We start from the raw sequence: 24,754 nt of genomic DNA on the forward strand, positions 1-24,754 counted from the left end.
AGCGGCGCTAGGCGGTGCCTGCCAGCTCGCGCTCGGTGCTGAAGGCGACTTCCTGGTAGTCGCCGTCGGCGACCTCGTCGATGCGGCGCTTGTACTTGGGAGCGCCGCCGTTGTACACGAAGTAGCGGATCGTGCCCGCTTCGTGCCCGTCGATGTTGGAGTTGTACCCGGTGAACCAGCCCTGCGCCTTGCGCATCAGCATCATGCTGTACATGTCGATGACGTGGTCGGTCCATTCCCGCTCGGCCTCGGCGTCTGCCTCGAAGCGGGTGTAGCCGTTCTTCCAGACGAAGTCCATGAGACCGGTGACCCACTCGACGCCGATCTCGATGCCGCGGGGGTAGTTGGTGGAGGCTGAGCCGCTCTGCGGGCCGGCAATCGTCAGCAGGTTGGGGAAGCCGTTGACCATCATGCCGAGGAACGTGACCGGGCCGTCGGACCACTTGTCGGCCAGCTTCTGGCCGCCGGTGCCTCGGAAGTCGATGCGGTCGAAGGCACCGGTCATGGCGTCGAAACCGGTCGCGTACACGATCAGGTCAAACTCGTAGTGCTGATCGGTGGTCTGGATGCCGGTGGGCGTGATCCGTTCGATCGGCGTCTCCTGCAGATCGACGAGCGACACGTTCGGCCGGTTGTACGTCTCGTAGTAGCTCGTCTCGAGCGGCACCCGCTGCACGCCGAAGCCGTGGTCTTTCGGGATGAGCTTCTCGGCCACGACGGGGTCGTCGACCCGCTCGCGGATCTTGTCGGCGATGAACGCCGAGAGCTCGGCGTTGGCCTCCTCGTCGAAGAAGATCTCGCGGTAGTTGGCCATCCAGATTCCGAAGCCGGGCTGGCCGTACAGCTTCTCCCACTGTGCACGGCGCTCTTCGGCGGAGACGTTGTTGAATCCGCTGCGGATCGGCTCATGCACGAAGCCGCCCGGGGTGCGAGCGCATTGGGCGAAGATCTCGTCGTAGCGAGCGCGGATGCCGTCCATCTCCTCGGGAGAGATCTCGCTGTTGTGCAGCGGCGCGCACCAGTTGGGCCGCCGCTGGAACACCGTCAGGTGCTCGGCCTGCTCGCCGATGGCGGCGATGGCCTGCACGCCGGTGGCGCCGGTGCCGATCACGGCAACGCGCTTGCCCTTGATCTCGACCGGCTCGGCGGGCCAGTGGTAGGTGTGGAACGAGGGACCCTCGAACACATCGGTGCCGTCGGCCTCGACGCCCTCAATGCGGGGGTAGGTGGGTGCGGACAGCAGACCCAGCGCGGTCAGCAGGAAGCGGCAGCTCAGATCGCGGCCGTCAGTCAGGTGCAGCCGCCACTTGCCCGCCTCGTCGTCGAAGTGGGCCGACTCGACGGTGCAGTTGAACTGCATGTACTGGCGCAGGTCGAACTTCTCGGCCACATAGTTCAGGTAGCGCAGATTCTCGGGCTGGCCCGAGAAGTGCTCCTTCCAGTGCCACTCGTCGAGCAGCTCCTCGGAGAACGAGTAGCCGTAGCTGTAGCTCTCCGAGTCGAAGCGGCAGCCGGGGTAGCGGTTCCAGAACCAGGTGCCGCCGAGGTCGCTGCCCATCTCGAGCACCGTTGCGTGCACGCCGCGCTCGGCCAGCCGGTACATCTGGTAGATGCCGGCCACGCCGGCGCCGATGATGATGACCTCGTAGTCGTTCGTGCCCCCGGCGCTGCCGTTCGAGGTGCCGTCGGTCGCTGCAGCTGCCATGTCTGGTCCCCCCAAGTGATCTGCCTCCCACAATAGTCGAACGGGCATTAGGAAATTTCGTGCCGGCATGGCGCCGACCGGTCGGCGTGGCCCGCCTGGCCCTAGTCTCCGGCAATGGCTCAACCCCTGCGATTCGGCGTCGTTCACGACTTGCGCAGCCCGCCCGGCAGCGACGTGCCGCTGGTCGAGATGTATGCGCAGGCGCTCGACCAGCTCGAGATGGCCGACGAACTGGGCTTCGAGCTGGCGTGGTTCACCGAGCACCACTTCCTCGACGACGGCCACCTGCCCAACTTCGTGCCCATGGCGGGTGCGGTGGCGGCGCGTACGTCCCGGATTCGCATCTCCACCGACATCCTGCTGGCGCCGTTCGTCCACCCGATCCGTCTTGCCGAAGACCTTGCCGTGCTCGACAACATCTCTGGCGGGCGCATCGAGCTCGGCATCGGCATGGGCTACGCGGCACACGAGTTCCGGGGGTTCGGCATTCCCCAGTCGCGCCGGGTGTCGCTCACCGAGGAGCTGGTGCAGATTTTGCAGCTGGCCTGGCAGGGCGAACCGTTCAGCTTCGAAGGCAAGCGTTGGCGCTTCGACGATCTGCTGGTGACCCCTGCGCCGGTGCAGCCGGGCGGGCCGCCGCTGTGGATCGCAGGCATGAGCCGCAATGCCGCCCTGCGGGCCGCCCGGTTCGACACACACCTGCTGCCCCAGGGTGCACCCGGCATCGTGCTCGAGCCCTGGCGGGACGAGCTGCGGGCGACCGGGCGTGATCCCGGCGACTACCGGGTGGGCATCATCCGCTCGGTGTTCGTGACCGACGACCGCGAGGGCGCCTGGCAGCAGATCCGGGCCGCGGAGCGCTACCGGGCGGGCGTGTACGCCCGGCTCTTCGACGAGACACCCGACGAGTTCACGGCGTTCGACCCGTCGAAGGGCGCGATTCCCCAAGGCTGGATCGTCGGCGACGAGGACCACTGCGCGGCCGAGCTGACTGCGTTCATCGGGCAGTACGGCGTCACCGATGTGTGCACGTGGGGCGGCCCGCCCGGCCTGCAGCCCTCAATCATGAACGATTCGCTGGAGCGTCTGGCTCGAAGTGTCATCCCGCGAGTGCGCGCTGCCGTCGAGGGCGCTGCTCCCGGCAGCTGATCAGCGGCTGGCGTTGTCGACGAGCCAGCGGAAGCAGGGATCGACGAGTGCCTCGGCCATGAGTTCGGGATGCCATTGCACGGCCAGGATCGGCAGCTCCGCATGCTCGATGCCCTCGATGATCCCGTCGGGGGAGTGGGCTGTAGCGATGTAGCCGTCGCCGAGTTCATCCACTGCTTGGTGATGCAGTGAGTTCACCGCCACCTCTGGGCCGTACATCTCGCGCAGCTGGCTGCCTTCGACGGTGATGACGGTGTGGGGCGTGGCGTCGGGCGGCCCGTCGGTGGCTGCGTGCTCGGGCAGGTGCTGGTGCAGGGTGCCTCCGGCGGCGATGTTGATGAGCTGCGGCCCGCGGCAGATGCCCAGCACCGGCAAGCCGCTGTTGACAGCGGCGTCGAGCAGCGCAATCTCGAACGCATCGCGCAGCGGAACGCTGTCGTCGGCGACGGATGGATTGCTCTGTTCGGCGCCGCTGCGAGCGAGCATCGGAACCATGTCGACGACGCTGCTGCTGTCGTTGTCGAATCCGGCGGCGCGCTCGGCGAACGGGTCGATGCCGTCGTACACCTGCTCGTGCAGGCGATCGGCGTACAGGCAGGCGGCCACGTCTTCGCCGCCGGTGAGCAGCACGCCGTCGAGGCGAGGCACCACCTCGGCCGGGTCGGCGTCGAGCGGCACATGCACCGCGACGGCCCCCGCGGCGTGGACCGCTTGGGCGTAGTGAGCGATGTACAGATCCACCTCGACGTCGACGAACACCGGCGGGAAGCCCCGGATGCGTGCGCCGGCGCGACGCCGTCCCGACAGTCCGATCAGCGGCTTGGGCACCGGGCCACCCTAGATGCGCGGATTCGTCCGTCCTCTGACGGGCTGCGCGTGAGCGGTTGCAAGTACGGTCGCGCGCATGGTGGTACAGCGCTCGGGCCGCCGCGGATCCGATGAGCCTCGAACGCGATGGTGGCTGGTCGCGGCCGTCGCTGGCGTACTGCTCATTGCTGCTGCCGCGGTCAGTTCGCTGTTGGGAACAAATGAGGCCGCCGACGACGCCGAGTCGGCAGCAGAGGTCCCCGAGACGAGTGCAGATGCGGTTGCGCCCGAGGAGGATGCCGCGCCGCTGACGACCGCTGCCGCTGCCGAGGCGCCGGCGGATTCGGAGCCGTCTGCATCGGGCGACGAGCCAACCGAGGCCGGCGACGAGTCCGGCACAGAGCTGTCGGAGGCCTTCGGCGAACCGGAGCATCCAGTGTCGGGCGTGGAGCCGTACATCCCCAGCAGGGTCCGGCTCGACGAACCCGGCCCCCCCGCCGAGGTCTGCAGGGGAGTGCTTCCCGCTCAGCGGGTGCAGCTCCCCCTGCGCTTCGCCAGCACCAAGCCCGAAGGCGTCGATCACCTGTCGTGGTCGCCCGACTGCCGGCGCATGGTGTTCCGGGTCGGCAGCACTCTGTGGGTTGCCAACGGTGACGGAACGAGCGATATGCCCTTCCTCACGGCCCAGTACGGCCTGAATGCGCCGGTGTGGTCGCCTGACAGCCAGTGGATTGCGTTCTCGCAGGGCGCGATCGTGGAGGGAGAGCGGGCCAGCCACATCTTCATGATCCTGCCGAATGGCTTGGGCCTCGCTCAGGTCACGCACGGAAACGTGTTGGATCACGACCCCGCGTGGTCTCCCGACGAGGGCCGCATTGCGTTCGCCCGCCGACTGCGCGTGAGCGAGGCCGACGGCAGCACCCGCTTCGAGCACCGCATCGTCGTGGTGGACCTGTCGGACGGCACCGAGCAGGTGATCTCGGCCAGTGCCGAAAGCTTGTCGGCGCCATCGTGGTCTCCCGACGGCCAGGCCATCGCCTACCGGATCGGCGGTGAACTGGGCATGGTGCGGCTCGACGACCTGTCCGGCTCAGTGCTGTTGGATGGCGTTGTCGACAGCCGCGGTTCGTGGTCAGGCGACGGATCGGCAATCGCAGCGATAAGCGAGTGGTCAGCGGACCGCGCAACCGTTGCCGTCCGTGTGCTGCGCGATCCGGGCAGCACCGAGGAGTACACGGTCGCCGTGGACGGGGGTGCGCAGACCGCTGCAGGCAGCACGCCGACTCTGCGCTGGAGCGAATACGGCGAACACCTGCTGTTTCACGCAATCGACCCGCGCGGCAGCCATTGGATCTATCGCCTCGCCGTCCCACCAGCCGGTGGCTAGCGCCGATAACCGCTCAACCCCGCCGCTACCGAGTCCGGTCCGGCGCGTTCGCATCGGTCGTGTCACAAGGCACCGGTATGGTCGCGCCGATGAGTGAGCGGGCTCCGAGTCGCGGTGGCGGTACCGACGGCAGCGAGCTGTTCATCGTGGACAATTCGGTGTCCGGCTGGACCGGGCTGGAGTACCTGCGGCAGTGGTGTGAGATTTCGCACCGCTTCGACATAGCGACCGGGTTCTTCGAAATCGGCTCGCTGCTGGAGTTGGACGGGCGTTGGCAGCAGCTCGACAAGATCCGCATTCTCATGGGCGACGAGGTCTCGCTGCGCACCAAGCAGGCATTCTCGACAGCACTCACCGAGCGCGTTGGGCGTTTGGACGGGAGTTTGGAAGGCGAGAAGGGCCGGAACCCGTTCTTGAACGGCGTCGCGGCCATTGTCGATGCTCTGAAGAGCGGCCAGATCGAGTGCCGCGTGTTCCGCAAGTCGAAGTTCCATGCGAAGGCCTACATCACACACTCCAAGCTTGAGGTGGTGGGAGCCAGGGCGCTGGTGGGTTCAAGCAACTTCACTCGTCCGGGCCTGACGCAGAACACGGAGCTCAACATCCAAGTGCAGGTCGGCGCCGAGGTTGCGCAGCTGCAGGGCTGGTTCGATGAGCACTGGGACCGCGCAGAGCCAGTCACCGACGAGGTGTTGCAGACCATCACTCGCCACACTGCCGAGCTGACACCGTTCATCGTGTACGCCAAGGCGCTGCACGAGTACTTCCGGGGCCACGAGCTTCCAGGAGGCGAGTGGGATCGAACCGAATCCAAGGTGTTCGACCAGCTCGACCAGTATCAGCGTGAGGCCTATTGGTCGCTCATGAAGATCGCTCGCCAGCACGGCGGGGCCTTCCTTTGCGATGGCGTCGGATTGGGCAAGACCTTCGTCGGTCTCATGCTCATTGAGCGTCTCGTGCTGCGCGAGAGCAAGCGGGTTGTGCTGTTCGCTCCGAAGGCCGCCGTCGAGGGCGTCTGGATACCGCATCTTCGCCAGTGGCTTGGTCACATCGGTGGTGCTGGCGGGGGTACCGACTTTTCCAACCTCGCGGTTTTTGCTCACACCGACCTCAGCCGTGGTGGCGACTACCCCGAACGGTTTGAGCGGATCGCTGGGCTGGCCGATGCCGTCGTGATTGATGAGGCTCACCACTTCCGGAACCGCGGCCGTCAGGGGGTGTACGAAGGCCCAGGAGGCGAGGACACCCGCTCGCGCTACTGGCGGCTATTCGATCTCGTGCACGGCGCGCATGGCTCTCGTGCCGGGGAGCGCAGCGATTCTCACCGGTACAAGCAGCTGTTCATGCTCACAGCGACGCCGATCAACAACCGCGTCACTGACCTTCGCCACATGATCGAGCTGTTCACCGCCGGGGACGACAGGTACTTTGCACAGACGCTGGGGATCAACAACCTGACGACGCACTTCCGAAACGTTGAACGCGCTCTCGAAGGAACTTCCGGCGGCGCTGATGGCGGGCAGCCGATGCTGTTCGAGCTCGCTGACGAGAGCATCGGCCATATCGGAACAGGTGCGATCTCGCGTGAGCTGGTCGTGCAGCGCAGCCGCGCGTACGCCAAGCGAAGCCAGATCGCACAGGGCGCTGACACAGCGATGTTCCCTCGTCGGCAGGAACCCCAGGTCGCCGACTACTCGATCCGCAAGTCGTACGGCGAAGTGCTCGATATGTTCGAGGAAGCCTTCAAGCGCGAGAATCCGCTGTTCACGCTGCCGATCTATTACCCGTTGCACTACTACATCGGCGACAGTGCTGACATCAATCCTCTCGACGAGAACCGTCAGAAGCAGGTCGTCGGCCTCATCAGGTCGATGTTCCTCAAGCGCTTCGAGAGCAGCGTCTTCGCATTCCATCTCTCGCTCGACATGCTCATGCGGAAGCTCTTGGCCTTCGCTCGTGCGAACGTCGAGACGACGCGTGAGCGCGCCGAGCTCGATCAATGGACTTACGACAACGCCGAGATCATCGGCTTCCGTCCCGAGCAGCAGCTTGGACTAGATGTCGACGACGACGAGTTCGACGGCGATGGTGACACTGATGACATCGTTCCTCCCGAGTGGGAGGAGGCGGCTGAGAAACTGAACCGCGACGATTACGACGTCTCGGCAATCCTGGTTGAGGTTCGGCACGACCTGAATCGCATCGCCGGATTCTTGGCCAAGACGAAGGAGTTCAAGCCGAGCGACGACGACAAGCTGCGCCGACTCATCGAATTGCTGAAGAGCGATGAGGTGCGAGGTCGCAAGGTGCTCGTGTTCACCGAGTTTGCCCACACGGCCCGGTATCTGGCGAAGCACCTGCGCGAGGCCGGTATCGCAGGGCTCGCGCAGCTCGATGGTGGCTCGTCAGCCCGGCGTGCTTCGGCAATACGCCGATTCGCGCCCTACTACAACGGCATCTCTCCGACCGACTTGGAATCAGGCGAGGAGATAACCGTCCTTGTATCGACCGATGTCTTGTCGGAGGGCCTGAACCTGCAGGACGCGACCCTGCTGATCAATTACGACATCCATTGGAACCCGGTGCGGCTCATGCAACGCATCGGACGAGTCGACCGCCGCATGAACCCAACCATCGAAGATCAGATCAAGGCTGACAACCCCGCCGCAGCGTCCGAGCGCGGGGAGGTGAAGTTCTGGAACTTCCTGCCGCCCGATGACCTTGACCGGATTCTTCGGCTGTATGGGCGCGTCAGCGGTAAGACACTGCTGATCTCGCGCACGTTCGGGATCGAGGGCCGAAAGTTGTTGAAACCTGAAGACGACTACGAGGCACTCAAGGAGTTCAACGCCGGTTACGAGGGCGAGGTGACGTCGATTGAGCAGATGCACTTGGAGTACCAAGACCTGCTCCGCGATCACGCCGGCCTCGCCGAGCGACTTGAGGCGCTGCCGGGCGCTGCTTTCTCCGGTCGAGATAGCGAAGCCCACTACCCGGCTTGGCGTTCGCGAGACCCGAAGCTGCCGGGGACCTCGGCTCTTGCCGAAGATGATGTCGACGAAGGCGTGCGTGGTGTGTTCCTGTGCTACACGCTTCCGGCGCTGGACACCGAGACAGGCACATTCACCCTCGAAGCTGGCTCAACCCGCTGGTATCTCTACAACGCCGACGCCGATGTGATTCACGAGGCAGACGATGACATCGGTGACATCGCGCAGCACATTCGGTCGACGCCGAAGACTCTCCGCCGTACCGATTTCGATCCGGCCGATCTGGTCAAGGTACGAGATCGGGTGCTCGCGCACATTGCGAACGGTTACGAGCGGGTGGCTCAGGTCCCGGCCGATGCGCCACGTCCACGCCTCGACTGCTGGATGGAGCTGAACTGATGGCGCAACCACGGCCCACACTGAGCGGCTCGGTGCTGCGGCGCATCCGCACCCAGTCCGATCTGTTCGAGTACTTGGGGGAGGAGCTCGGCTGGCCACTCGATGTCGCAGACATGGATGAGGAGCATCTGACTTGGGAGTGGCTGCCGGAGGAGGTCGGCATCGACCCGGCTGAGATGTCGAGCCTGCGACGGCTGCGCCAGTTGCGACCGCTGAGTGCTGATCAGCCGTGGGGCATCTTCTTCGTCGAATTCGATCGCGAACGGCTGCCCGTTACTCAGTTCCGGCGGGTGGCCCAAGCGTTTGCTCGCCGACGGAGCCAACGGGCGCCGGGTGACAACCGACCGCGTTGGGATGCAGAGAATTTGCTGTTCGTGGTGACCACCGGGGGCGACCAGACAGTGCAGCTGCATCTGCTGGCCCTGTGGAACCGCGATGGGCGCGCAGATGAGATCCGCTCTTTGGCGTGGCGACCCCGTCAAGGCAGCGACCGTCACCTTGCGCGGCTCCATCATGAACTGCTGCCACGCTTGGCATGGCCTGCCGACGATCAGGCAGTCGCCGACGCATGGGCCGCTCAGTGGCGGGAGGCGTTCAAGCTGCCTCACGGCGCGGTCATCTCGACTGCTTCCCGACTGGCTGAGCAGATGGCTGCCTGTGCCAGGGACCTTCGCGAGCAGATCGATGAAGCACTGGCTGCGGAAGAGGGAGCGGGCCCGTTCACAGCCATGCTCGAAACCGTCCGTTCGCAGCTGATCGCCGACGTGGACTCGGCCCGTTTCGCTGACATGTGTGCGCAGACGCTCGTCTACGGATTGCTGTCGAGCCGAGTCACCTCGCCGGAAGACTTCGGAACGTCGCCCGTTTACTCCGCTGTGCCGTTGTCCAATCCGTTCTTAGAGGCGTTCTTCGAACAGGTCCACGATGAGGCCAGCGTGCTCGACCTTGCCGGCAGCGGCCTTGACCAGCTCATCGCCGATCTTCGTGTCAGCAACGTCGAAGCGATCCTCGACCAGTTCGGCACGACTGCGAAGGGCGGCGACCCAGTCATCCACTTCTACGAAGAGTTCCTGAAGCAGTACGACCGCAAGATGCGCGCCGACGCCGGTGCGTTCTATACGCCTCAGCCGGTGGTCGATTTCATGGTGCGGGCCGTGGACGAGGTGCTGCGCCAACGATTCGGTCTCGCAATGGGCGTGGCCGACTCCTCCAGTTGGGCCGAGACTGCGGCGCGCAATGGCTTCGACGTCCCCGGCGAAGTGTCGGCAGATCAGCCGTTCGTGACCATGATCGATCCGGCCACTGGCACTGGCACATTCCTCGTGGCTTGGCTACGCCAAGCCCGCGAATCGTTCCTGTCGGGCGGCGGCAGCGAGAACGAATGGCCAGAACACTTGCGCCGCCACGTGCTGCCGCAGATGCATGGCTTCGAGCTGATGCTTGGCCCCTATGCGATCGCGCATCTCAAGGTGGCCTTGGAGCTTCACACTCACGGCATCGCTGATGCGGAAGTCAGTGTGCTGCTTACCGATTCTCTTGAGCATCAGGCAACCCAAGGCCAATTTGGCACGATGGCTGACCCAATCTCCGTCGAGGGTGCCGCGGCAGCGGATCTCAAGGCGCGGAAGTGCTTTACGGTCGTGATTGGCAATCCGCCGTATGACCGCGAACAGCGGGCCCTTGGCGACACTGGCAAGCGCAAGGGCGGTGTCGTCCGCTTTGAGACCCCCGGCGTTGAGGGTTCGCCTCTGTTGCGAGCAGTCACGGAACCAATGAGTCAAGCAGGGCTGGGTATCCACCTCAAGGCTGTGTACAACGATTACGTCTACTTCTGGCGCTGGGCCGTGTGGCAGGCGACTGAACTGCCGCCAGGCCCGGGCATCGTGGCGTTCATTACGGCGTCGTCGTATCTCGAGGGAGTTTCGATGGGCGGCGTGCGGCACCTGCTGCGTGAGACGTTCGATGAGCTGTGGATCATCGACCTCGGCGGCGATCTGAGGGGCGCACACAAAGATGGAAACGTCTTCGACATTCAGACACCGGTCGCCATCGCTGTTGGTATCCGTACTGGCGATACGTCCACCGGTAGCTGCGTAGTGCGCTTCTGCCGCATCGAAGGCAGTCGGGCCGACAAGTTCGCGAGTCTGGAACGGATGAAGCTGGATGGAGGCTTGCAACTCGTAGCCGGCGAACGCTTGGAGCGTTTCGTGCCCGTGAGTGCGCACGAGTATCACGAGTGGCCGGAGATCACCGACTTGTTCCCCTGGAGTCACTCCGGATGCCAGCTCAAGCGCACATGGCCCATCGCAGAGTCAGCGAGTGTCTTGCGGCGCCGTTGGCGTGCTCTTGCTGAAGCGGTACCACGACGGCGTGGTGATCTGCTGAAAGAGACGCGTGATCGTAAGGCAGCCTCGAGGGTGCGCCCACTGCGGGGCGGATCAGTCCGGCTTCCCTCGCTGAAGAGCCTTGATCGTGAGGCGGAACCCGAGACCCTCGCTCGGTACGGCTACCGCAGCTTCGACCGGCAGTGGGTCATAGCGGACAACCGCGTCGCCGATTTTCCGCGCCCCCAACTCTGGCGAACGATGGGGCCAGATCAGGTTGTGCTCTCGACCATAACTTCGTCAATCCCTCTGGGCCGAGGCCCAGTTCTGATCGCTGGCGCAGAAGTCCCGGATGTTCACGCATTCAGGGGTTCCTACGGCGATGGCAGCATGATGCCGCTGTATCGCGATGCAGAATCAGAAACAGCCAATGTCACAAGAGGGGTTCTGGCAACTGTCGGCGATGCACTTGGTGAGACTCCGACGGCTGAGGACCTCATGGCCTACGTCTACGGTCTCGGCGGCACGGCGGCGTTCAGCGAGCGATACGGCGACCAGCTTGCTGAAGTTGCTGGACCCGTGCACATTCCGATGACAAGCGATCTGGCCCTGTTCAATGAGGCCGTCGCCTTCGGGCGTGATCTCCTGTGGTGGCACACCTGGGGTGAACGATTCGCCCCCAACAAGAACGCCAGGCTGCCCGAAAGCCGAGCTGTCGAAGTCGTGACCATCAGCGGTATGCCGGAGGGCTTCGACTACGACCTCGAGAGCGAGGAGCTTCTTGTCGGCAATGGCGTTTTCGCTCCGGTTGGCCCCGAAGTCTGGGACTTCGAAGTCTCCGGCCTCAAGGTGCTGCAATCGTGGCTGGGCTACCGAATGAAAAACCGCAAGGGCAAGAAATCCAGCGAACTCGACGACATCCGCCCTGCCCGCTGGACCCAGTCCAAGGAACTCCTCCTGCTGCTTGCGATCCTCGAACACACAGTTGAGGCCACCCCGCTAGCTGGCGACCTCCTCGAACGCATCGTCCACGGCCCACTCATCCCAGCCTCAGATCTCCCGACCCCTACCCCCGCTGAACGCAAACCTCCGCGGGCTTAGGCGTTGAGCACGGTGGGCTTCAGAGCGGTGACCCCGCGTCGGTCTCGGAGGTTCGTCCCCGCGTGGTCGAGCGGTCTATTGCTTAAGGCCCCACTAGCAGCGAACCGGAAACTAGAGCGTTGACCGCTGCGGCAATTGGCGAGCCTGTCTTGTAATGACGTTTCGCGAAGTCTTGACGATCGAGGTGCTTGCGATCGTTGTCGCAACGGCGATTCTCGCGTCTTCGACCAGATTGTGGCGCGTGTTGCGCAGATCGTCGAGGTGGGCCTTGAACTCCGTGCGGAGGTCAAGGCTGATAGTCGCGACTCGTGAGTTGGTGCGAGGTGCCGTGACCCGACGGGTGATTGCGAGGATCGAAGCTCGTCGGGACTCGGTGCCCGGACTCGCTGTCGAGACCATCAGCGAGTACAAGATCAAGATTCCGCCGCACCGCTTGAGGGGCGAGGTCGTGTCCAACGGCGTCGCTCGGCTCACCTTACGAGTTCGGGACGAAGCGAGACCAGGACGCCAAGTCCAAATCGAATGGCGTAAAGATGCGAACAATTGTACTCTGATCGATCGCGCATGGTCGGCCCTCAAGTACGGCGTACCAACAACTGTGGTGACTGGGCTCGACCCATTGGACGATGAATCAATCGGCGTCGTCGTCGACAGCTGGCAGCCAGGCCACTGGTCGGGTGATCCGATTCCTGACAGTCCGCCCCCAGCTCGGTTCCGATACTGGGCCTCGGTCGAATACCGAATCCGTGTACTTGGCGACCTCGACACGGTCGATAGTCGTCGGCATCCGAGTGCCAGCGTCAGAACCGCTCTTCGGTTCCTTAGGTCTGTTTCCGAGTATGGAACACCGTGGACCGAATGGCAGCCTGCGCGCTTCGCGCCGGAGGCTGGGGACGATGTCATTGTCGAGAAGCGCGACTGCCAAATCTGAGCGGTCCAGCGCCAACTCAGCTCAGTCGCGACCACGGGCTACCTGTCTCCTTCAGCCCCTTGCCATCGCAGGAGGCGGTGGCCGCGATGGAACCGGGGCATGCCTCATGGTTCCTTCGAGCGCGTACCTAAACCCAGTAGCGGCGCTACATCCGCGCTCGGCTTCACTTACGCGCATACGGTCGCTGAGGTGGCAGGCACAGGTGATGGGAGCCTGAGCGATGACGATCACCGCCGGGTTGCTCAGGAGATGTTCGACCGTTGGCATGCGGGCGAGCCCAAGTCGGCCCTCGAGATCGAGTTCTGGGACAACCCCACGTCGCATGGCAAGGCATTCACCGCCTATGTCAAGAAGTGGCTTGGTATCGCAACCGAGGGCCGCTCCCGTCAGGCGCAGCGGATCGAGGAGCTTGAACGCATGCTTCGGGTCCACGGCATCCCGCCATCCGACTCCGACGAGCTGAGCGTCGAGTACCTGCTGGTCGCGAAAGCGCGTGAGAGCGCACTAGCGGCTCTTCGAGCCTTCAACGACCCAAGCAGCGGCTATCGGACAGAGCAGTTCATCCTGCTGATGGTCATTGCTTGGAATTCACTGTTGCAGGCCATTCTCGAACGCGAGGGCATCGATTACTTCGACCGAGACGACGACCGCAAAATCAGGACTGTCGAAGGCCGGCCGCGAATCCTCGACACGGACGAGCTGATCGGTCTCGCCGGCGAGGAGCGACTGCATCCGTCGGTGGCCGAAAACCTCCGCTACTTCCTGCGGTTGCGGAACCGGATCGCTCATCGCTACCTGCCAGCACTCGATGCACCCACCGCAGGCTACGCCCAGTCGATGCTCATCAACTTTGAGGAAGTCCTTGTCAGCAACTTCGGTGCGGAATCAGCCCTAGGCGATCAGCTCTACCTGCCACTCCAGATCGGCAAGTTCAGACGTGAGCCGGAGCTAAAGCGAATCCAGGCTCAGCTACCTCTCGACATCGTTGAGTTCTTGGACAGGGAGCGCCGACAAGTGCCCGAAGAGATTCTGGGCGACGCTCGATACTGCATGCGGATCTTCTTCGTCTCGACGACCGCCAACCGCGAGCGCAGCGCCGATGCAGCGGTGACATTCGTGAAGTCTGACGAAGTCAGCGACGAACTCTTGGCAGCATTGCCTCATACCGCCATCGTGACCAAGCCGAAGCGAGTGGCTGTCGCTTCAGACGATCTGCATCGACCGAGTGACGTCGTTGAGCGAGTGAGCAGTCAACTCAATGCCCGTTTCACCATGGACACCCACACGCGATGCTGGAAGTACTTCAAGGTTCGGCCGCCGAGCGATGCCGGCGAGCCTGAGGCAACCGATCAGCGCTACTGCCGCTACGACAAGTTGGCCGGTGGATATGGTTACACATCGGCATGGGTTGAGAAGCTTGTCCGAGACTTGCGAGATCAGAGCACCTACGCACGTATCGTTGGACGCTTAGCTTGAACAACCCATTCCGTGTAGCTGCCGTGGCCAATCCCAGCCGTAGACCACTATCGGGGAATCTCGAGTGCACCCGCGACTAGCTTGTAACAGCGGTTATGTTGTTCTTCGAATGGCTCTCCGAGGCTTATTGTGAGATACCAGTCTGTAGGCGACTCATTGCTTCCTGTGTCATTGTGGGGCAAGGCCAATTCAAATGATATGGATAGATCATACACGCTGTCGCCATGTACGAACTTCACACGTGTTTGGTTGGATCCGTTGGGTTTTCGTCGCACATAAAAGTGCGGATTCGACGTTCTGATTAACGTAAGCGATGCTGCTGGTGGAGATTCCTGTATGCGCTGCCATGAAACGCTATCAGTACGTGTGCCAAAAATAGGTGAATCATCTGCGCGGACACTGTCAAGTAGTTGGCCTACGTCGCCGAGGGTTTGTGTCTTCACATAATGCCATTCTTTGTTGCCAACTACCCAGTTCTCCGGCTGGTAGAGTCTTGGCTCCGGGCGTTTCAGCTTCAGTTTCACAACGTCGAGCGCCTCTACGACTCTGCCTGTATTGAGAACACATGCACTGTTGGGCAGCGTGCCAGTAGACGTATCTGTCACAGGCCGTACCCAAGAGCCGTCATTCGCTAGGCCAGCGAAGCACCGGCCCCCCAGCTTCCAAGAATTTGCCAGGCACAGCAGTTCCGTACGGGACATGAGAGCCTGCCTGCCTAAAGGTTGATGTCAGCTGATCGTGGCAGATGCAATGCAGTTATGTCGGGCCAGTGAATCGCCAAGTAATCGACAATCAGGCGACGGTGACAGTGTTCGGCGGTGTGTTCGCTACATAGGAGGGCAGTACGCGTAGTGAACATTTCAGGTGACAGCTTGTCTTCGAGCCTGCGGTGCGTCATGAGCTCGAGGAAGCGAAGCTCATAGTCGTCCCACGTAAGTTCATCATTCCGGTAAGCCTTGAGCAGATCAGATGTTGGGGCAAGAAGCTCGGGCTCATGCAGATACTCGGCGCCACAGAGTCGATTCAGCAGATACCGAAGGTCATCCCTCTTGGCGAAGCCGGCCAATTGACCTGTGTTGTTCAGTCGTACGTCTACGACTTGTTCCACGCCTTCGGAAGTCAAGAGCTCGAAGAAACTCTGCGCGCTGTGTTTTGTGAAACCGATTGTGCAGATTTCCATGTGGTGGTAGCTCCAAATAGTGCCAGCTGTTCGCCCGCGAGCGAGTCCGCGCGGCCCAATTCAAGTTCTGAGACGAGTCGTCCGTCGCCCCGTATGTGTTCGATGGTCGGTGGCGTCTCGGTATCCAACAGCGCCCGCGTGATCAGAAGTCGACGGTGACAAAGTGTTGGGTCCTCCTCACTGCATAGCATTGCGACGCGATGAGTCTCGGCTCCGTGCAGTAGGCGCTCAAGACCCTCGCTGAATCTCTTGCTCCGGGCGACCTCTCCGTAGAGCACGTGGCCAGCGTCGTCGTACAACTCAGGTTCCGACGGCCTTCCACCCAATTCCCTGCCGAGAAAAACGTAGGCGACACCGGCATCGGCGAGCAACCGCTTCAAGGGCGCCTGGCTGAAGTGCTCTGCGTACTTGGCGTACGGCTGAGAGCGGACATCGGCAACTACCTCGATTCCGTACTGGTCCAGGAGCCCGAGGAAGTGCCCCGCTTCATGATTGGAGTGGCCGATCGTCCATAGCTCCGCTCGGCTGCTCACGGAAGACACTCTACGACGCGGGCTCCGTGTCTCTGTGTCCGCAGGCTGACTGCGACCCACTGCAGCGCGCGCACAGCATCGAGAGAATGCAGCGAACACTGAAATGGGCCCGGAATGTCGAATCAGCCACTGCGCTGTAGGTCGACGCGCAGCCTGACGTGGGATGGCTGCCGGGACGGGTCGGTGAAGCCGAAGCCGAGCGGTGGGTCGAGGGGGGCGAGCGACCCGAGGTCGACACCGTCGAGGCTCGCTGTCGCGGCGACAACTCTGCGGGCTGAGCGGGTTCGGTACCACTCGACGACGCCGGTCGGACTGGTGCCATGAGTGCGGACATCGAGGAGCTTGCGGGCGCACCAGTTCTCGACAGTCGAAGTGATCCTGCGGGGGCGTGGCGGCAAGCGGAGCGTCGCCAGGCCAATCTTCATGTCCAGCCTCAGGCCGTCCGAAGCAACGGTGTAGATGCGACCCTTGCGTTCGGCTGTGACTGCCTGGTCGCGTACCTCGTCGAACGGATACACCGAGACGATGTAGGCCGCGACCGCCGGCTCGGCGAGCAGCATCCGGCGCCCGTCGGGCTGTGCCCACATGATGTCGGCGAACGGGCCGATGGGACTGTGCCGCCAGTCGCCGATCACGAACCGATGACCCGACGCGAAGCCCACCGACGTGATCGACCCACGCAGCGTCTCCATCACCGGCATCTCTCAGTCTCTTCGCCGCTTCGAGGCAGTTGCGAGTCAGGCGACCTACATAGGCCTCGGTCAGGGGAGCACGTGGACGAAACCGGCAGCGGCGAAGTCGCCGTCGAACGCCAGGGCTTCGCGGATTCGTCGCTGGCGCATCACTTCGAAGCTCGTGGCATCCACAAACGAGTATTGGCGCTCGTCGTGCCCCCGGAGCCCTCGTCCGGTTGCGCCACGTCATGGTGGTAGACGGCGTCGTCAATACTGCCCGGCTCGGCCCTCAAGCCAGCTGGGCCAAAGCCCGCAAGCGTCAACCATGGACTTCTGTCTGAGAGGTCTTGCTCAGCGTGGCCGGTCGCGCCCATGGCGGACACCGTACGCAAAGTGTCCTACTCCGGGAAGCCGCTTTGTTCGCGGATTTCTTAGGCCTGACCGAGATTCGATGCGACGGGAACGGGGACCAGGCTGCCTCCCGCGCCATGGGAAAATCACAGCCTTGCCGAGATGACGGCTCGCTTTCGGAGGAGTGTCATGAGCGAAACGGCCCAGTCTGTGTCAAAGCCGGTGGCATCGGGTCATTGCCTGTGTGGTGGTGTCAGCTACGAGGTACATGGGCCGATCCGGCAGGTGTGGAACTGCCACTGCTGGCGGTGCCGTCGCTGGACGGGGCACTTCATGGCGGCTACTGGATGCAAGAGCGCGGACCTCCGAATGGTTTCCGACGCATCCTTGGCGTGGCACCACCCGGCCGACGATCCCAACGTGGCCTACGGCTTCTGCCGGGAGTGCGGCGCGTCGCTGTTTTGGAAGGTGGGGGAGGGCAAAGCGCATCAGAGCGACACCATTGCGATCTGCGCCGGCACGCTCGACCTTCCCTCGGGCCTGCACACCGAACTGGCCATTTTCGTCGACGATGCCGCCGACTACCACACGCTTGATCCGGCAGTCCCCACCGAGGGCCGCGAATAAGCCTGTGACGCCACGGCGGGCACGGCGGCCCTGCGGCCGCTAGTTCGATGCGCGGGCGTCGGGGGTGCGGTGGGCGAGGTTGGCGACGGCGGTGGGGGTGGGGATGCCTTCGGTCAGGTCGGCAGCGGGCGTCGGCAGCTCGAAGCGAGTCGTGAGGGGCACCACGCCGGCCCACCAGTTGCCGGCCATGTCCTCGGCGTCGTCGACCGGGTCGCCAGATCGCACCTTGGCGGATGCCTCCGCCAGCGGCAGCTCCAGCACCAGCGTCGCTCGCAGGTCCTCTGCACTCGGCGGCCGTGACGTGTCCCAGTTGGCCACGATGTGGTCGGTCACCAGCTTCAGGGCTCGCTCCTTGGCGGCGGCGTCGGTGATCCGGCGAGCCAGTCCGCGTACCACGACGCACCGGAAGTTCATCGAGTTGTGGAACGGCGTGCGTGCCATCACCAAGCCATCCAGATGGGTCACCGTCACGCAGATCTCGGTGCCCTCGCCGGAGTTCAGCAAGTGGTTGGCCAGCGCTCCGTGCAGGTACAGGTTCTCGTCGTCGCGGCCATATGCCATCGGCAGCACCAGCGGCCCGTCGGGCGTGTCCACGCCGACGTGTGCGATGAGTCCCGCGTCGAGGATCTCGCGCACCTCGTCGTCGCCGTAGCGGCCACGCTCGGCCATCCGCCGCAGCTTCATGCGTGTCGAGGGGGCCTGCGCGCCGTTCTGTGCTGACTGGTCGGTATTGCTCACGCCCGCACCGTACGCCGCTCACCGGCGCCGAGCACCATCGATTTCCCGGCAGCTCCTGGGACCACCCGACGCCGGTTGAGCCGGCAACGTTGCGTCAGTCCAGCAGGTCGTCCTCGCGCACGCGGCTGCGCTCGGTTTCTTCGTGCTCGGCCAGGACCCGGCCGAATAGCTGGCGGGTTCGCTCGACTCGCCCGATGACGCCGGGCTGGTGCGTGTAGGCGAAAATCGCCGCGTGGCGAGGCTGCGAGCTCGCAGCAACCCGGGTCACCCGGTGCAGGGAGTAGCGGCCGCGGAAGATCTGCAGGTCGCCGGGGCACAGGTCCAGCGTGTGCACGCCGTCGCGCCCGCCGGCCAGCAGCCCGCCGATGGCGTTGAAACCCTCGTCGGCGGCGGTGCGCACCCCAGGCGCGTACTCGAACAGGCCTCCCTCGTCCGCGGGCTGCACCAGCACCGTCACGGCGAAGTCGTTGGTGTCGAAGTGCCACGGGAACTGCTGACCGGGATCGAGGATGTTGGCCGTCAGGCCGGCCAGCGGGTCGTCGTAGCAGTGCAGCTCGTCGATCTCGAGGCAGTCGGCCAGCAGGCGGCAGACCTGGGGTGCCCGGAACAGCGTGTCCATGGCGCACACCGATGGCCAGGCATCACCGGGAATGAAGCCGCTCGACCGCTCGGTGAACGTGTTCACCGGATGGTCGTCGGCGAATTCGGGATTGATCTGGGTGTGGAAGTACGGGTTGATGACCTGCATCGAGAAGTGGGTCTGCGGCTTCGCCGCGACGATCTCGTCGTTGAGTAGGCGAATTGCGGTCGGAGTGACGAATTCCTTCAGCAGTGCGCAGCCGTCAGACCGCAGGCCCGTCCGAGCTGTCTCGACCGCACGCCAGTACGCAGCGTGGCGCGCATCGTCGGCGGGCAGGTCTCGCCCATCCAGCGGGTAGCGCTCAGTGTCGACCAGGCGATCCACGCCAAGCGCCGCTGCAGATTCAGCCGCCTCATCGGATCGGGTCGGACTCGGGCTGGCCACGTTCATCCCTCTATGCCTCCCAGTGCGGGATCCAGTCGCCGTCGAGCCGCAGCGACAGGTCTGCATCGTCTTCGATGCGGCGTGCCACGCTGAGCTCCGGCGCATCGTCGCCGTAGCGCTCAGCCGCACGGGCGAACGCCGCGCGGGCGGCAGCGGTCATCGGCAGGTCGGCCCCGACTGCTTCCTCCAGCTCGGCCAGCAGACCCAGGTCTTTGAGGCACAGTCCCAAGGAGAACGACGGGTCGTAATGCCCGGCGAAGATGCTGGGCGCGTCATGGCGGGCCACGAAGCTGTCTCCCACGCTGGCCTTGATGGCCTCCCAGAGGTCGCCGAGCTCCACGCCGTTGCGCGCGCCCACCGCCAGCCCCTCGGCCAGTGCCGCAGCACCCACAAACCACAGCTGGTTCGTGACCAGCTTCGTCACACAGCCCGTGCCCAACTCGCCGCAAGCGATCACCCGCCCGAGCCGTTCCAGCACCGGGCGCACGCGCTCAATCGCCTCCGGCTCGCCGCCGGCGAACAGCGTGAGCCTGCCATTGCGGGCACCATCCACGGCGCCGGTCACCGGCGCGTCGACCACGGCAACGCCAGGCGGCGCCTCGGCGACCAGACGGCGGATCAGCTCGGGCCGACTCGTCGTCAAGTCCACCCACGTCGATCCCGGCGACAACACCGCGAGCGCACCGGCATCGCACATCACGGCCTCGACCTGGGTGGGGGCGGGCAGCGAAGTCAGCAAGACCCCGGCACCAGCCGCCGCCTCCGCAGCCGAGCCGACCGCTGTCGCACCGGCCTCGACCGGAGCTTCCAGGGCCTGCGGGTTCAGATCGAAAGCCTGCACGGCATGGCCGGCACGAGCCAGGCGAACGCACATGGGCCCGCCCATCGTGCCCAAGCCGATGAATCCGACGGTTGCTGTCTCCATTGCGGTCTTTGCCCTCGTACAGCCCTCAGACCAAACACTAGTGTCTGGTCGGCCTGCTCTCAGCCTTGAACCCAGCCTTCTCGGGAACCGCGGAAGGCCTCCAACGTAGGATGGCCGACGGCCCGCGACCCCGGAGGCGACCCATGAAGTTCGGCATCTTCTACGAGCTCCAACTGCCGAGGCCGTGGAACGACGACTCGGAGTATGTGCTGTTCCAGCAGGCGCTCGACCAGATCGAGCTGGCCGACAAGCTGGGATACGACTATGCGTGGGAAGTCGAGCACCACTTCCTGGAGGAGTACAGCCACAGCTCGGCACCCGAGGTGTTCCTGGCGGCCGCGAGCCAGCGCACGAAGAACATCCGGCTGGGCCACGGCATCGTGCAGCTGCCCACCAATCATCCCGCTCGGGTGGCCGAGCGGGTCTCCACGCTCGACATCGTCAGCGGTGGCCGGGTGGAGCTGGGCATCGGCGAGGGCTCCTCGGTCACCGAGCTGCATCCTTTCGACCGCCGCTTCCGCGACAAGCGCGTCGTGTGGGAGGACGCCGTGCGCTGCCTGATGCCGATGTTCCAGGAAGTGAACCACTCCTACGACGGTGAGGTCTTCAAGTTCCCCGCCCGCAACGTGGTGCCGAAGCCCTACCAGAAGCCGCATCCGCCGCTGTGGGTGGCCTGCAGCCAGCTCGACACGATCGTCATGGCCGCCCAGCGGGGCATGGGCGCGCTGGGCTTCTCGTTCGTGTCTGCCGATGCCGCCCGAGCCTGGGTGAACGCCTACTACAACAACTACCTCAACCACCTCGATCTGCTCTGCGACTACCAGACCAACCCCGGTGTCGCGGTGGTCAGCCCGTTCATGTGCGCGGAGACCGACGAGGAGGCCCAAGCCAAGGCCGAGGGCTGGACGTTCTTCCAGTTCTCGCTGGTCTTCTACAACTCCCACGGCCCGGTCGAGCCGGGCTCGGTCAACCTGTGGGACGAGTACCAGGAGTGGAAGAAGTCGCCGAAGGGCCAGAAGGCCAGCAACAACGTCGGCCTGGTCGGCTCACCCGACACGATCCGCCGCAAGCTGGAGATGTACGAAGAGGCGCACGTCGATCAGCTCATCCTGCTGAACCAGGCCGGCAAGAACACCCACGAGGACATCTGCTCCAGCCTCGAGCTGTTCGCTGCCGAAGTGATGCCCGAGTTCCACGAGCGCGACGCCGAGCACCAGGACTGGAAGTCAGCGGTGCTGGCCGGCGACGTCGTCCTCGACGACATCGACACCGACCTCTACCAGGTGATCACCAACCAGACTCCGGTGGAGAAGCGCGAGGAGATCGAGCGCAAGCAGCGCGAGGCCCGCGCCCGTCAAGCAGTCGGACTGAGCTAGCTCGGCGGCAGCACTGACGCCGCCGATGGATCAGCGGTTGGCCAGCCAGTCGGCGATGGCTTGGCCGATCTCGTCGGGGCTGTCCTCCTGGCAGAAGTGATTGCCCTTGACGGTCACCTCGGTCTGGTTCGGCCAGGTGCGGCAGTACTCCAGCTGCGGGCCGTTCAGGATCGCGCCGGGGTCGGCGTTGACGAGCAGCTTGGGCACGTCTGAGTTCGACAGCCATTCGCCGTAGTCGGTCACGATCTGGGTGACATCGGCCGGCTCGCCCTCGATCGGGATCTGGCGCGGCCACGTCAGGGTGGGACGCCGGTGTTCGGGCTCGACGAACGGGCGCCGGTATTCGTTCATCTCCTCGTCGGACAGCTTGCGCTGGATCGAGCCGGGCAGCACCGCTTCCACGAACAGGTTCTTGGTGATGACCATCTCCTCGCCAGCAGGCGACCGGAAGCCCTGGAAGATGCCGGCTGCCGCCTCGGGCCACTCCGCCCAGGACATCGGCCGCACGATGGCCTCCATGTACGCCAGGCCGCCGACGCGGTCGCGGTGCCGGTTGGCCCAGTCGAAACCCAGTGCCGATCCCCAGTCGTGGATCACGAACGTGATGTTGTCGCCGAGGTCGAGCTGGTCGAGCAGGCCGTCGAGGTAGCCGCGGTGCTCGACGAACCGGTACGAGTCGGGCCCGGTGTCGTCCAGCTTGTCGGAGTCACCCTGGCCGATCAGGTCGGGGACGATGCAGCGAGCATGCGGCGAGACGTGCGGCACGATGTTGCGCCACAGGTACGACGACGTCGGGTTGCCGTGCAGGAACACCGCGGCATCGCCGGAGCCGGACTCGTGGTACGCCATCTGCTTGCCGTTGACGGTGGCGTAGGACTTGGACAGCGGTGCTGCAGACATGGGTGCCATGTGGTGCTCCTGAGTTCAACCTGATGTGCCGGATCGGTGCCACATGATGCCCGACCCGCCGGTTCAACGCTGCGCCGGCAGATTTCTCAGGTCAAGAGCGTCTTCTGTGTCTGATGGTTCAGACGCTCAAGAGCGCCGGAACAGCAACAGAAACTCCATGATTCCGTGGTCCTCGGCGGACAGGACGATGGGCACCTGCGGCACGGTCACGTCGAAGTCGGCGAAGATGATCTCGACCGAGCCGACGACGGCGATGACGCTGCCGACGAGCTGGGCCTCGATGTCGACAACGACGGGTTGGGTGATGCCGTTCACGGTCAAGTCGCCGGCCGCGGACAGGGTGACGGCCGTGCCGGCCTCCGCCGCGCCGTCGATGCTCAGCTCCTCGGTGAGCGAGAACGTCGCAGTCGGGTGCTGGGAGGTGCGCAGGGCCCGTTGAATCGCACCGTCGCGGCGGCTGTCGTCGGTTCGCAGCGTGGTCAGGTCGACTTGGATCTCCACCGAGGTCACCGACTCCTCAGCGATCACCAAGCTGCCGCTGACATCGCCGGTGCGACCTACGGCGGTGAATGCACCGATGCGCGCAAGCTCCTCGTCAACCCGGAATCCGGCGAAGGAACCGGTTGCGTCCTCCAGTGTGAACTCCCCGGTCTCTGCATCCACAGCCCACGTGCCGTCAAGTTCGGCAGCGGCCATCGCGACGCCGTCGGATGTCGTGTCGACATCGGTGCCGCTTTCGCTGCTGGTTGCGCCGGCCGCACCATCGCCGTCGCCTGCATGGCTGGCGTCGCTGTTCTCGTCGGTCTCCTGCACAGCGTCGTCGCGCTGGCGAACATCGCTGCCAGCATCCGTTGTGTCCGGTTGGGCCTCGGCCTCTTCTTGCACCTGTTCAGCGACTTCGACTGCCTCGGCCAGGCTGACCTCTTCGGGGGCGTCGCCGAGCACCCGCCAGACGCCGACAGCCGCTGCAGCGGCGACGATCACGAGCAGCGCGACGACCGTCAAGACGGTCCGGCGCCGGGAGCTCATGGCGGCTCACGGTAGCTTGGGGCCGCTCATGAAACTCCGCGACCTGAGAACCGGACTGACCTTCGACGACGTGCTGATCGTGCCTCAGCGCTCGTCGATCCGCAGCCGCAGCCACGTGTCTGTGCGCACCCGACTGTCCCGCAATATCCCGCTGGATCTGCCGGTGATTGCCGCCAACATGGACACGGTTTGCGAGCACGAAATGGCAATCGCCATGGGCCGTCTGGGCGGCGCGGGCATCGTCCACCGGTTCATGCCCATCGACGCGCAGGCAGCCCAGATCACGGCCATCAAGAACGCCGCCGACGGCACGCTCGTTGCTGGCGGCGCCGTGGGCACCGACCACGACATGGGCGACCGGGCCAAGGCACTGGTAGCGGCAGGAGCCGATGTGCTCGTGCTCGACATCGCGCACGGTCACGCCGACCACGCCATCGACGGGGTTCGCCGCCTGAAGGACCACTTCGCCGACACCGACGTGATCGCCGGCAACGTGGCCACCATCGACGGCGCGATCGACATGGCCGACGCTGGCGCTGACGCGATCAAGGTGGGTGTCGGGCCGGGTGGGGTCTGCACCACGAGGCTGGTGGCCGGGGTGGGGGTGCCGCAATTGTCCGCGACCGACAGCGTGGTCATCGGACTGGCTGAGGCCGGGTTCGACGTACCGGTCATTGCCGACGGCGGCATCAGGACATCGGGCGACATTGCCAAGGCGCTGGCCGTGGGTGCGGAGACCGTGATGATCGGCAGCATGCTGGCGGGCACCAAGGAGAGTCCCGGCGAGGTCGAGCAGGGCCCGCACGGTCTGCGCAAGCGCATCCGCGGCATGGCCAGCTTCGAAGCCATCGAAGCCCGGGCCGAGCGCCACGGCGAGGAAGTCGACGACGAGTACTTCGAGCAGCGGGCGCCGGAGGGCGTCGAGGGCACCGTGCCCTACCGGGGCGAGGCGGGCAAGCTGATCGGAGAGCTGATGGCCGGCCTGCGCAGCGCCATGAGCTACACCAACGCCCGCAACCTGGCTGAATTCACCGAGCGCACCGAATTCGTTGCGGTGACGCCGCTCGGGTTGGCGGAGAACACCCCGCACGCCACCCTGTCGTACTGACGGGTACCTGC

The 24,754-nt window shown here is 64.5% G+C and carries 19 protein-coding genes and 1 pseudogene; 8 read left to right on the forward strand and 12 right to left on the reverse strand.

Annotated features, from left to right (window positions below; all coding sequences use genetic code 11):
• Nucleotides 1-7: 7 nt before the first annotated feature.
• Nucleotides 8-1,705, reverse strand: coding sequence for a flavin-containing monooxygenase (locus ACOGI5_RS07020; RefSeq protein ID WP_419863709.1), 1,698 nt, complete (start codon nt 1,703-1,705; stop codon nt 8-10).
• 114 nt (nt 1,706-1,819) lie between these two features.
• Here ACOGI5_RS07020 and ACOGI5_RS07025 point away from each other — a divergent pair, with 114 nt between their 5' ends.
• Entirely contained in the window at nt 1,820-2,854 is a 1,035-nt protein-coding gene (locus ACOGI5_RS07025; protein ID WP_419863710.1) for an LLM class flavin-dependent oxidoreductase, read from the forward strand.
• Here the strand turns inward: ACOGI5_RS07025 and ACOGI5_RS07030 are convergent, their stop codons facing one another.
• On the reverse strand, nt 2,855-3,682 hold the full coding sequence (locus ACOGI5_RS07030) for a gamma-glutamyl-gamma-aminobutyrate hydrolase family protein (protein WP_419863711.1): 828 nt from the start codon (nt 3,680-3,682) through the stop codon (nt 2,855-2,857). It lies immediately after the preceding gene.
• A 76-nt stretch (nt 3,683-3,758) separates the two neighbouring features.
• Here ACOGI5_RS07030 and ACOGI5_RS07035 point away from each other — a divergent pair, with 76 nt between their 5' ends.
• From ACOGI5_RS07035 to ACOGI5_RS07050, 4 genes are all read left to right on the forward strand, one after another.
• Entirely contained in the window at nt 3,759-5,048 is a 1,290-nt protein-coding gene (locus ACOGI5_RS07035; RefSeq protein WP_419863712.1) for a hypothetical protein, read from the forward strand.
• 89 nt (nt 5,049-5,137) lie between these two features.
• Nucleotides 5,138-8,437, forward strand: a complete 3,300-nt coding sequence (locus ACOGI5_RS07040) for a helicase-related protein (protein WP_419863713.1) — start codon at nt 5,138-5,140, stop codon at nt 8,435-8,437.
• A 530-nt stretch (nt 8,438-8,967) separates the two neighbouring features.
• Entirely contained in the window at nt 8,968-11,862 is a 2,895-nt protein-coding gene (locus tag ACOGI5_RS07045) for a type ISP restriction/modification enzyme (protein ID WP_419863714.1), read from the forward strand.
• Nucleotides 11,863-12,982: 1,120 nt separating this feature from the next.
• Entirely contained in the window at nt 12,983-14,269 is a 1,287-nt protein-coding gene (locus ACOGI5_RS07050; protein WP_419863715.1) for a DUF3644 domain-containing protein, read from the forward strand.
• 47 nt (nt 14,270-14,316) lie between these two features.
• Here the strand turns inward: ACOGI5_RS07050 and ACOGI5_RS07055 are convergent, their stop codons facing one another.
• The 5 genes and pseudogenes from ACOGI5_RS07055 to ACOGI5_RS07075 form a co-directional block, all read right to left on the reverse strand.
• A complete protein-coding gene (locus tag ACOGI5_RS07055; RefSeq protein WP_419863716.1) occupies nt 14,317-14,970 on the reverse strand; it encodes a dual OB domain-containing protein in 654 nt (217 codons plus the stop codon).
• Nucleotides 14,971-14,984: 14 nt separating this feature from the next.
• Nucleotides 14,985-15,449 (reverse strand): DUF488 family protein, encoded by a 465-nt coding sequence (locus ACOGI5_RS07060; RefSeq protein ID WP_419863717.1) that lies wholly within the window; start codon nt 15,447-15,449, stop codon nt 14,985-14,987.
• Complete coding sequence (locus ACOGI5_RS07065; RefSeq protein ID WP_419863718.1) at nt 15,389-16,081, reverse strand: DUF488 family protein; 693 nt, start codon at nt 16,079-16,081, stop codon at nt 15,389-15,391. The genes ACOGI5_RS07060 and ACOGI5_RS07065 overlap by 61 nt, the downstream gene beginning before the upstream one ends.
• A gap of 23 nt (nt 16,082-16,104) precedes the next feature.
• Entirely contained in the window at nt 16,105-16,674 is a 570-nt protein-coding gene (locus ACOGI5_RS07070; protein WP_419863719.1) for a hypothetical protein, read from the reverse strand.
• 69 nt (nt 16,675-16,743) lie between these two features.
• A pseudogene (locus ACOGI5_RS07075) lies at nt 16,744-16,872 on the reverse strand (VapC toxin family PIN domain ribonuclease); the annotation flags it as partial.
• A 324-nt stretch (nt 16,873-17,196) separates the two neighbouring features.
• Here ACOGI5_RS07075 and ACOGI5_RS07080 point away from each other — a divergent pair.
• Nucleotides 17,197-17,634 carry a GFA family protein gene (locus tag ACOGI5_RS07080; protein WP_419863720.1) on the forward strand — a complete coding sequence of 146 codons (438 nt, stop codon included), beginning with the start codon at nt 17,197-17,199 and terminating at the stop codon, nt 17,632-17,634.
• A 39-nt stretch (nt 17,635-17,673) separates the two neighbouring features.
• Here the strand turns inward: ACOGI5_RS07080 and ACOGI5_RS07085 are convergent, their stop codons facing one another.
• From ACOGI5_RS07085 to ACOGI5_RS07095, 3 genes are all read right to left on the reverse strand, one after another.
• Nucleotides 17,674-18,372 carry a pyridoxamine 5'-phosphate oxidase family protein gene (locus ACOGI5_RS07085; RefSeq protein ID WP_419863721.1) on the reverse strand — a complete coding sequence of 233 codons (699 nt, stop codon included), beginning with the start codon at nt 18,370-18,372 and terminating at the stop codon, nt 17,674-17,676.
• 94 nt (nt 18,373-18,466) lie between these two features.
• Nucleotides 18,467-19,402 (reverse strand): arpA protein, encoded by a 936-nt coding sequence (locus ACOGI5_RS07090; RefSeq protein WP_419863722.1) that lies wholly within the window; start codon nt 19,400-19,402, stop codon nt 18,467-18,469.
• A 4-nt stretch (nt 19,403-19,406) separates the two neighbouring features.
• Complete coding sequence (locus ACOGI5_RS07095; protein ID WP_419863723.1) at nt 19,407-20,321, reverse strand: NAD(P)-dependent oxidoreductase; 915 nt, start codon at nt 20,319-20,321, stop codon at nt 19,407-19,409.
• Nucleotides 20,322-20,464: 143 nt separating this feature from the next.
• On the opposite strand from ACOGI5_RS07095, the gene ACOGI5_RS07100 reads away from it, so the two are divergent.
• A complete protein-coding gene (locus tag ACOGI5_RS07100; protein ID WP_419863724.1) occupies nt 20,465-21,697 on the forward strand; it encodes an LLM class flavin-dependent oxidoreductase in 1,233 nt (410 codons plus the stop codon).
• Nucleotides 21,698-21,727: 30 nt separating this feature from the next.
• Here ACOGI5_RS07100 and ACOGI5_RS07105 read toward each other — a convergent pair whose 3' ends face one another.
• Nucleotides 21,728-22,597 carry a haloalkane dehalogenase gene (locus ACOGI5_RS07105; protein ID WP_419865453.1) on the reverse strand — a complete coding sequence of 290 codons (870 nt, stop codon included), beginning with the start codon at nt 22,595-22,597 and terminating at the stop codon, nt 21,728-21,730.
• A 135-nt stretch (nt 22,598-22,732) separates the two neighbouring features.
• Entirely contained in the window at nt 22,733-23,635 is a 903-nt protein-coding gene (locus ACOGI5_RS07110) for a YceI family protein (protein ID WP_419863725.1), read from the reverse strand.
• A 28-nt stretch (nt 23,636-23,663) separates the two neighbouring features.
• Between ACOGI5_RS07110 and guaB the strand changes: the two genes are divergently transcribed.
• The gene (gene guaB, locus ACOGI5_RS07115) at nt 23,664-24,743 is read left to right on the forward strand and encodes an IMP dehydrogenase (RefSeq protein ID WP_419863726.1); all 1,080 of its coding nucleotides are present in this window, start codon (nt 23,664-23,666) and stop codon (nt 24,741-24,743) included.
• Nucleotides 24,744-24,754 lie beyond the last annotated feature (11 nt).

Source organism: Candidatus Poriferisodalis sp. (assembly GCF_965208925.1).
GTDB lineage: Bacteria > Actinomycetota > Acidimicrobiia > Acidimicrobiales > Poriferisodalaceae > Poriferisodalis.

Excerpts from the sequence above, each read along its gene's own strand:
- ACOGI5_RS07070 (WP_419863719.1), bottom strand. The coding sequence starts at position 16,674 with ATGGAGACGCTGCGTGGGTCGATCACGTCGGTGGGCTTCGCGTCGGGT.
- ACOGI5_RS07025 (WP_419863710.1), top strand. The coding sequence starts at position 1,820 with ATGGCTCAACCCCTGCGATTCGGCGTCGTTCACGACTTGCGCAGCCCG.
- ACOGI5_RS07090 (WP_419863722.1), bottom strand. The coding sequence starts at position 19,402 with ATGAACGTGGCCAGCCCGAGTCCGACCCGATCCGATGAGGCGGCTGAA.
- ACOGI5_RS07095 (WP_419863723.1), bottom strand. The coding sequence starts at position 20,321 with ATGGAGACAGCAACCGTCGGATTCATCGGCTTGGGCACGATGGGCGGG.
- ACOGI5_RS07020 (WP_419863709.1), bottom strand. The coding sequence starts at position 1,705 with ATGGCAGCTGCAGCGACCGACGGCACCTCGAACGGCAGCGCCGGGGGC.
- ACOGI5_RS07110 (WP_419863725.1), bottom strand. The coding sequence starts at position 23,635 with ATGAGCTCCCGGCGCCGGACCGTCTTGACGGTCGTCGCGCTGCTCGTG.
- ACOGI5_RS07035 (WP_419863712.1), top strand. The coding sequence starts at position 3,759 with ATGGTGGTACAGCGCTCGGGCCGCCGCGGATCCGATGAGCCTCGAACG.
- ACOGI5_RS07060 (WP_419863717.1), bottom strand. The coding sequence starts at position 15,449 with ATGGAAATCTGCACAATCGGTTTCACAAAACACAGCGCGCAGAGTTTC.
- ACOGI5_RS07055 (WP_419863716.1), bottom strand. The coding sequence starts at position 14,970 with ATGTCCCGTACGGAACTGCTGTGCCTGGCAAATTCTTGGAAGCTGGGG.
- guaB (WP_419863726.1), top strand. The coding sequence starts at position 23,664 with ATGAAACTCCGCGACCTGAGAACCGGACTGACCTTCGACGACGTGCTG.
- ACOGI5_RS07100 (WP_419863724.1), top strand. The coding sequence starts at position 20,465 with ATGAAGTTCGGCATCTTCTACGAGCTCCAACTGCCGAGGCCGTGGAAC.
- ACOGI5_RS07080 (WP_419863720.1), top strand. The coding sequence starts at position 17,197 with ATGAGCGAAACGGCCCAGTCTGTGTCAAAGCCGGTGGCATCGGGTCAT.
- ACOGI5_RS07040 (WP_419863713.1), top strand. The coding sequence starts at position 5,138 with ATGAGTGAGCGGGCTCCGAGTCGCGGTGGCGGTACCGACGGCAGCGAG.
- ACOGI5_RS07105 (WP_419865453.1), bottom strand. The coding sequence starts at position 22,597 with ATGTCTGCAGCACCGCTGTCCAAGTCCTACGCCACCGTCAACGGCAAG.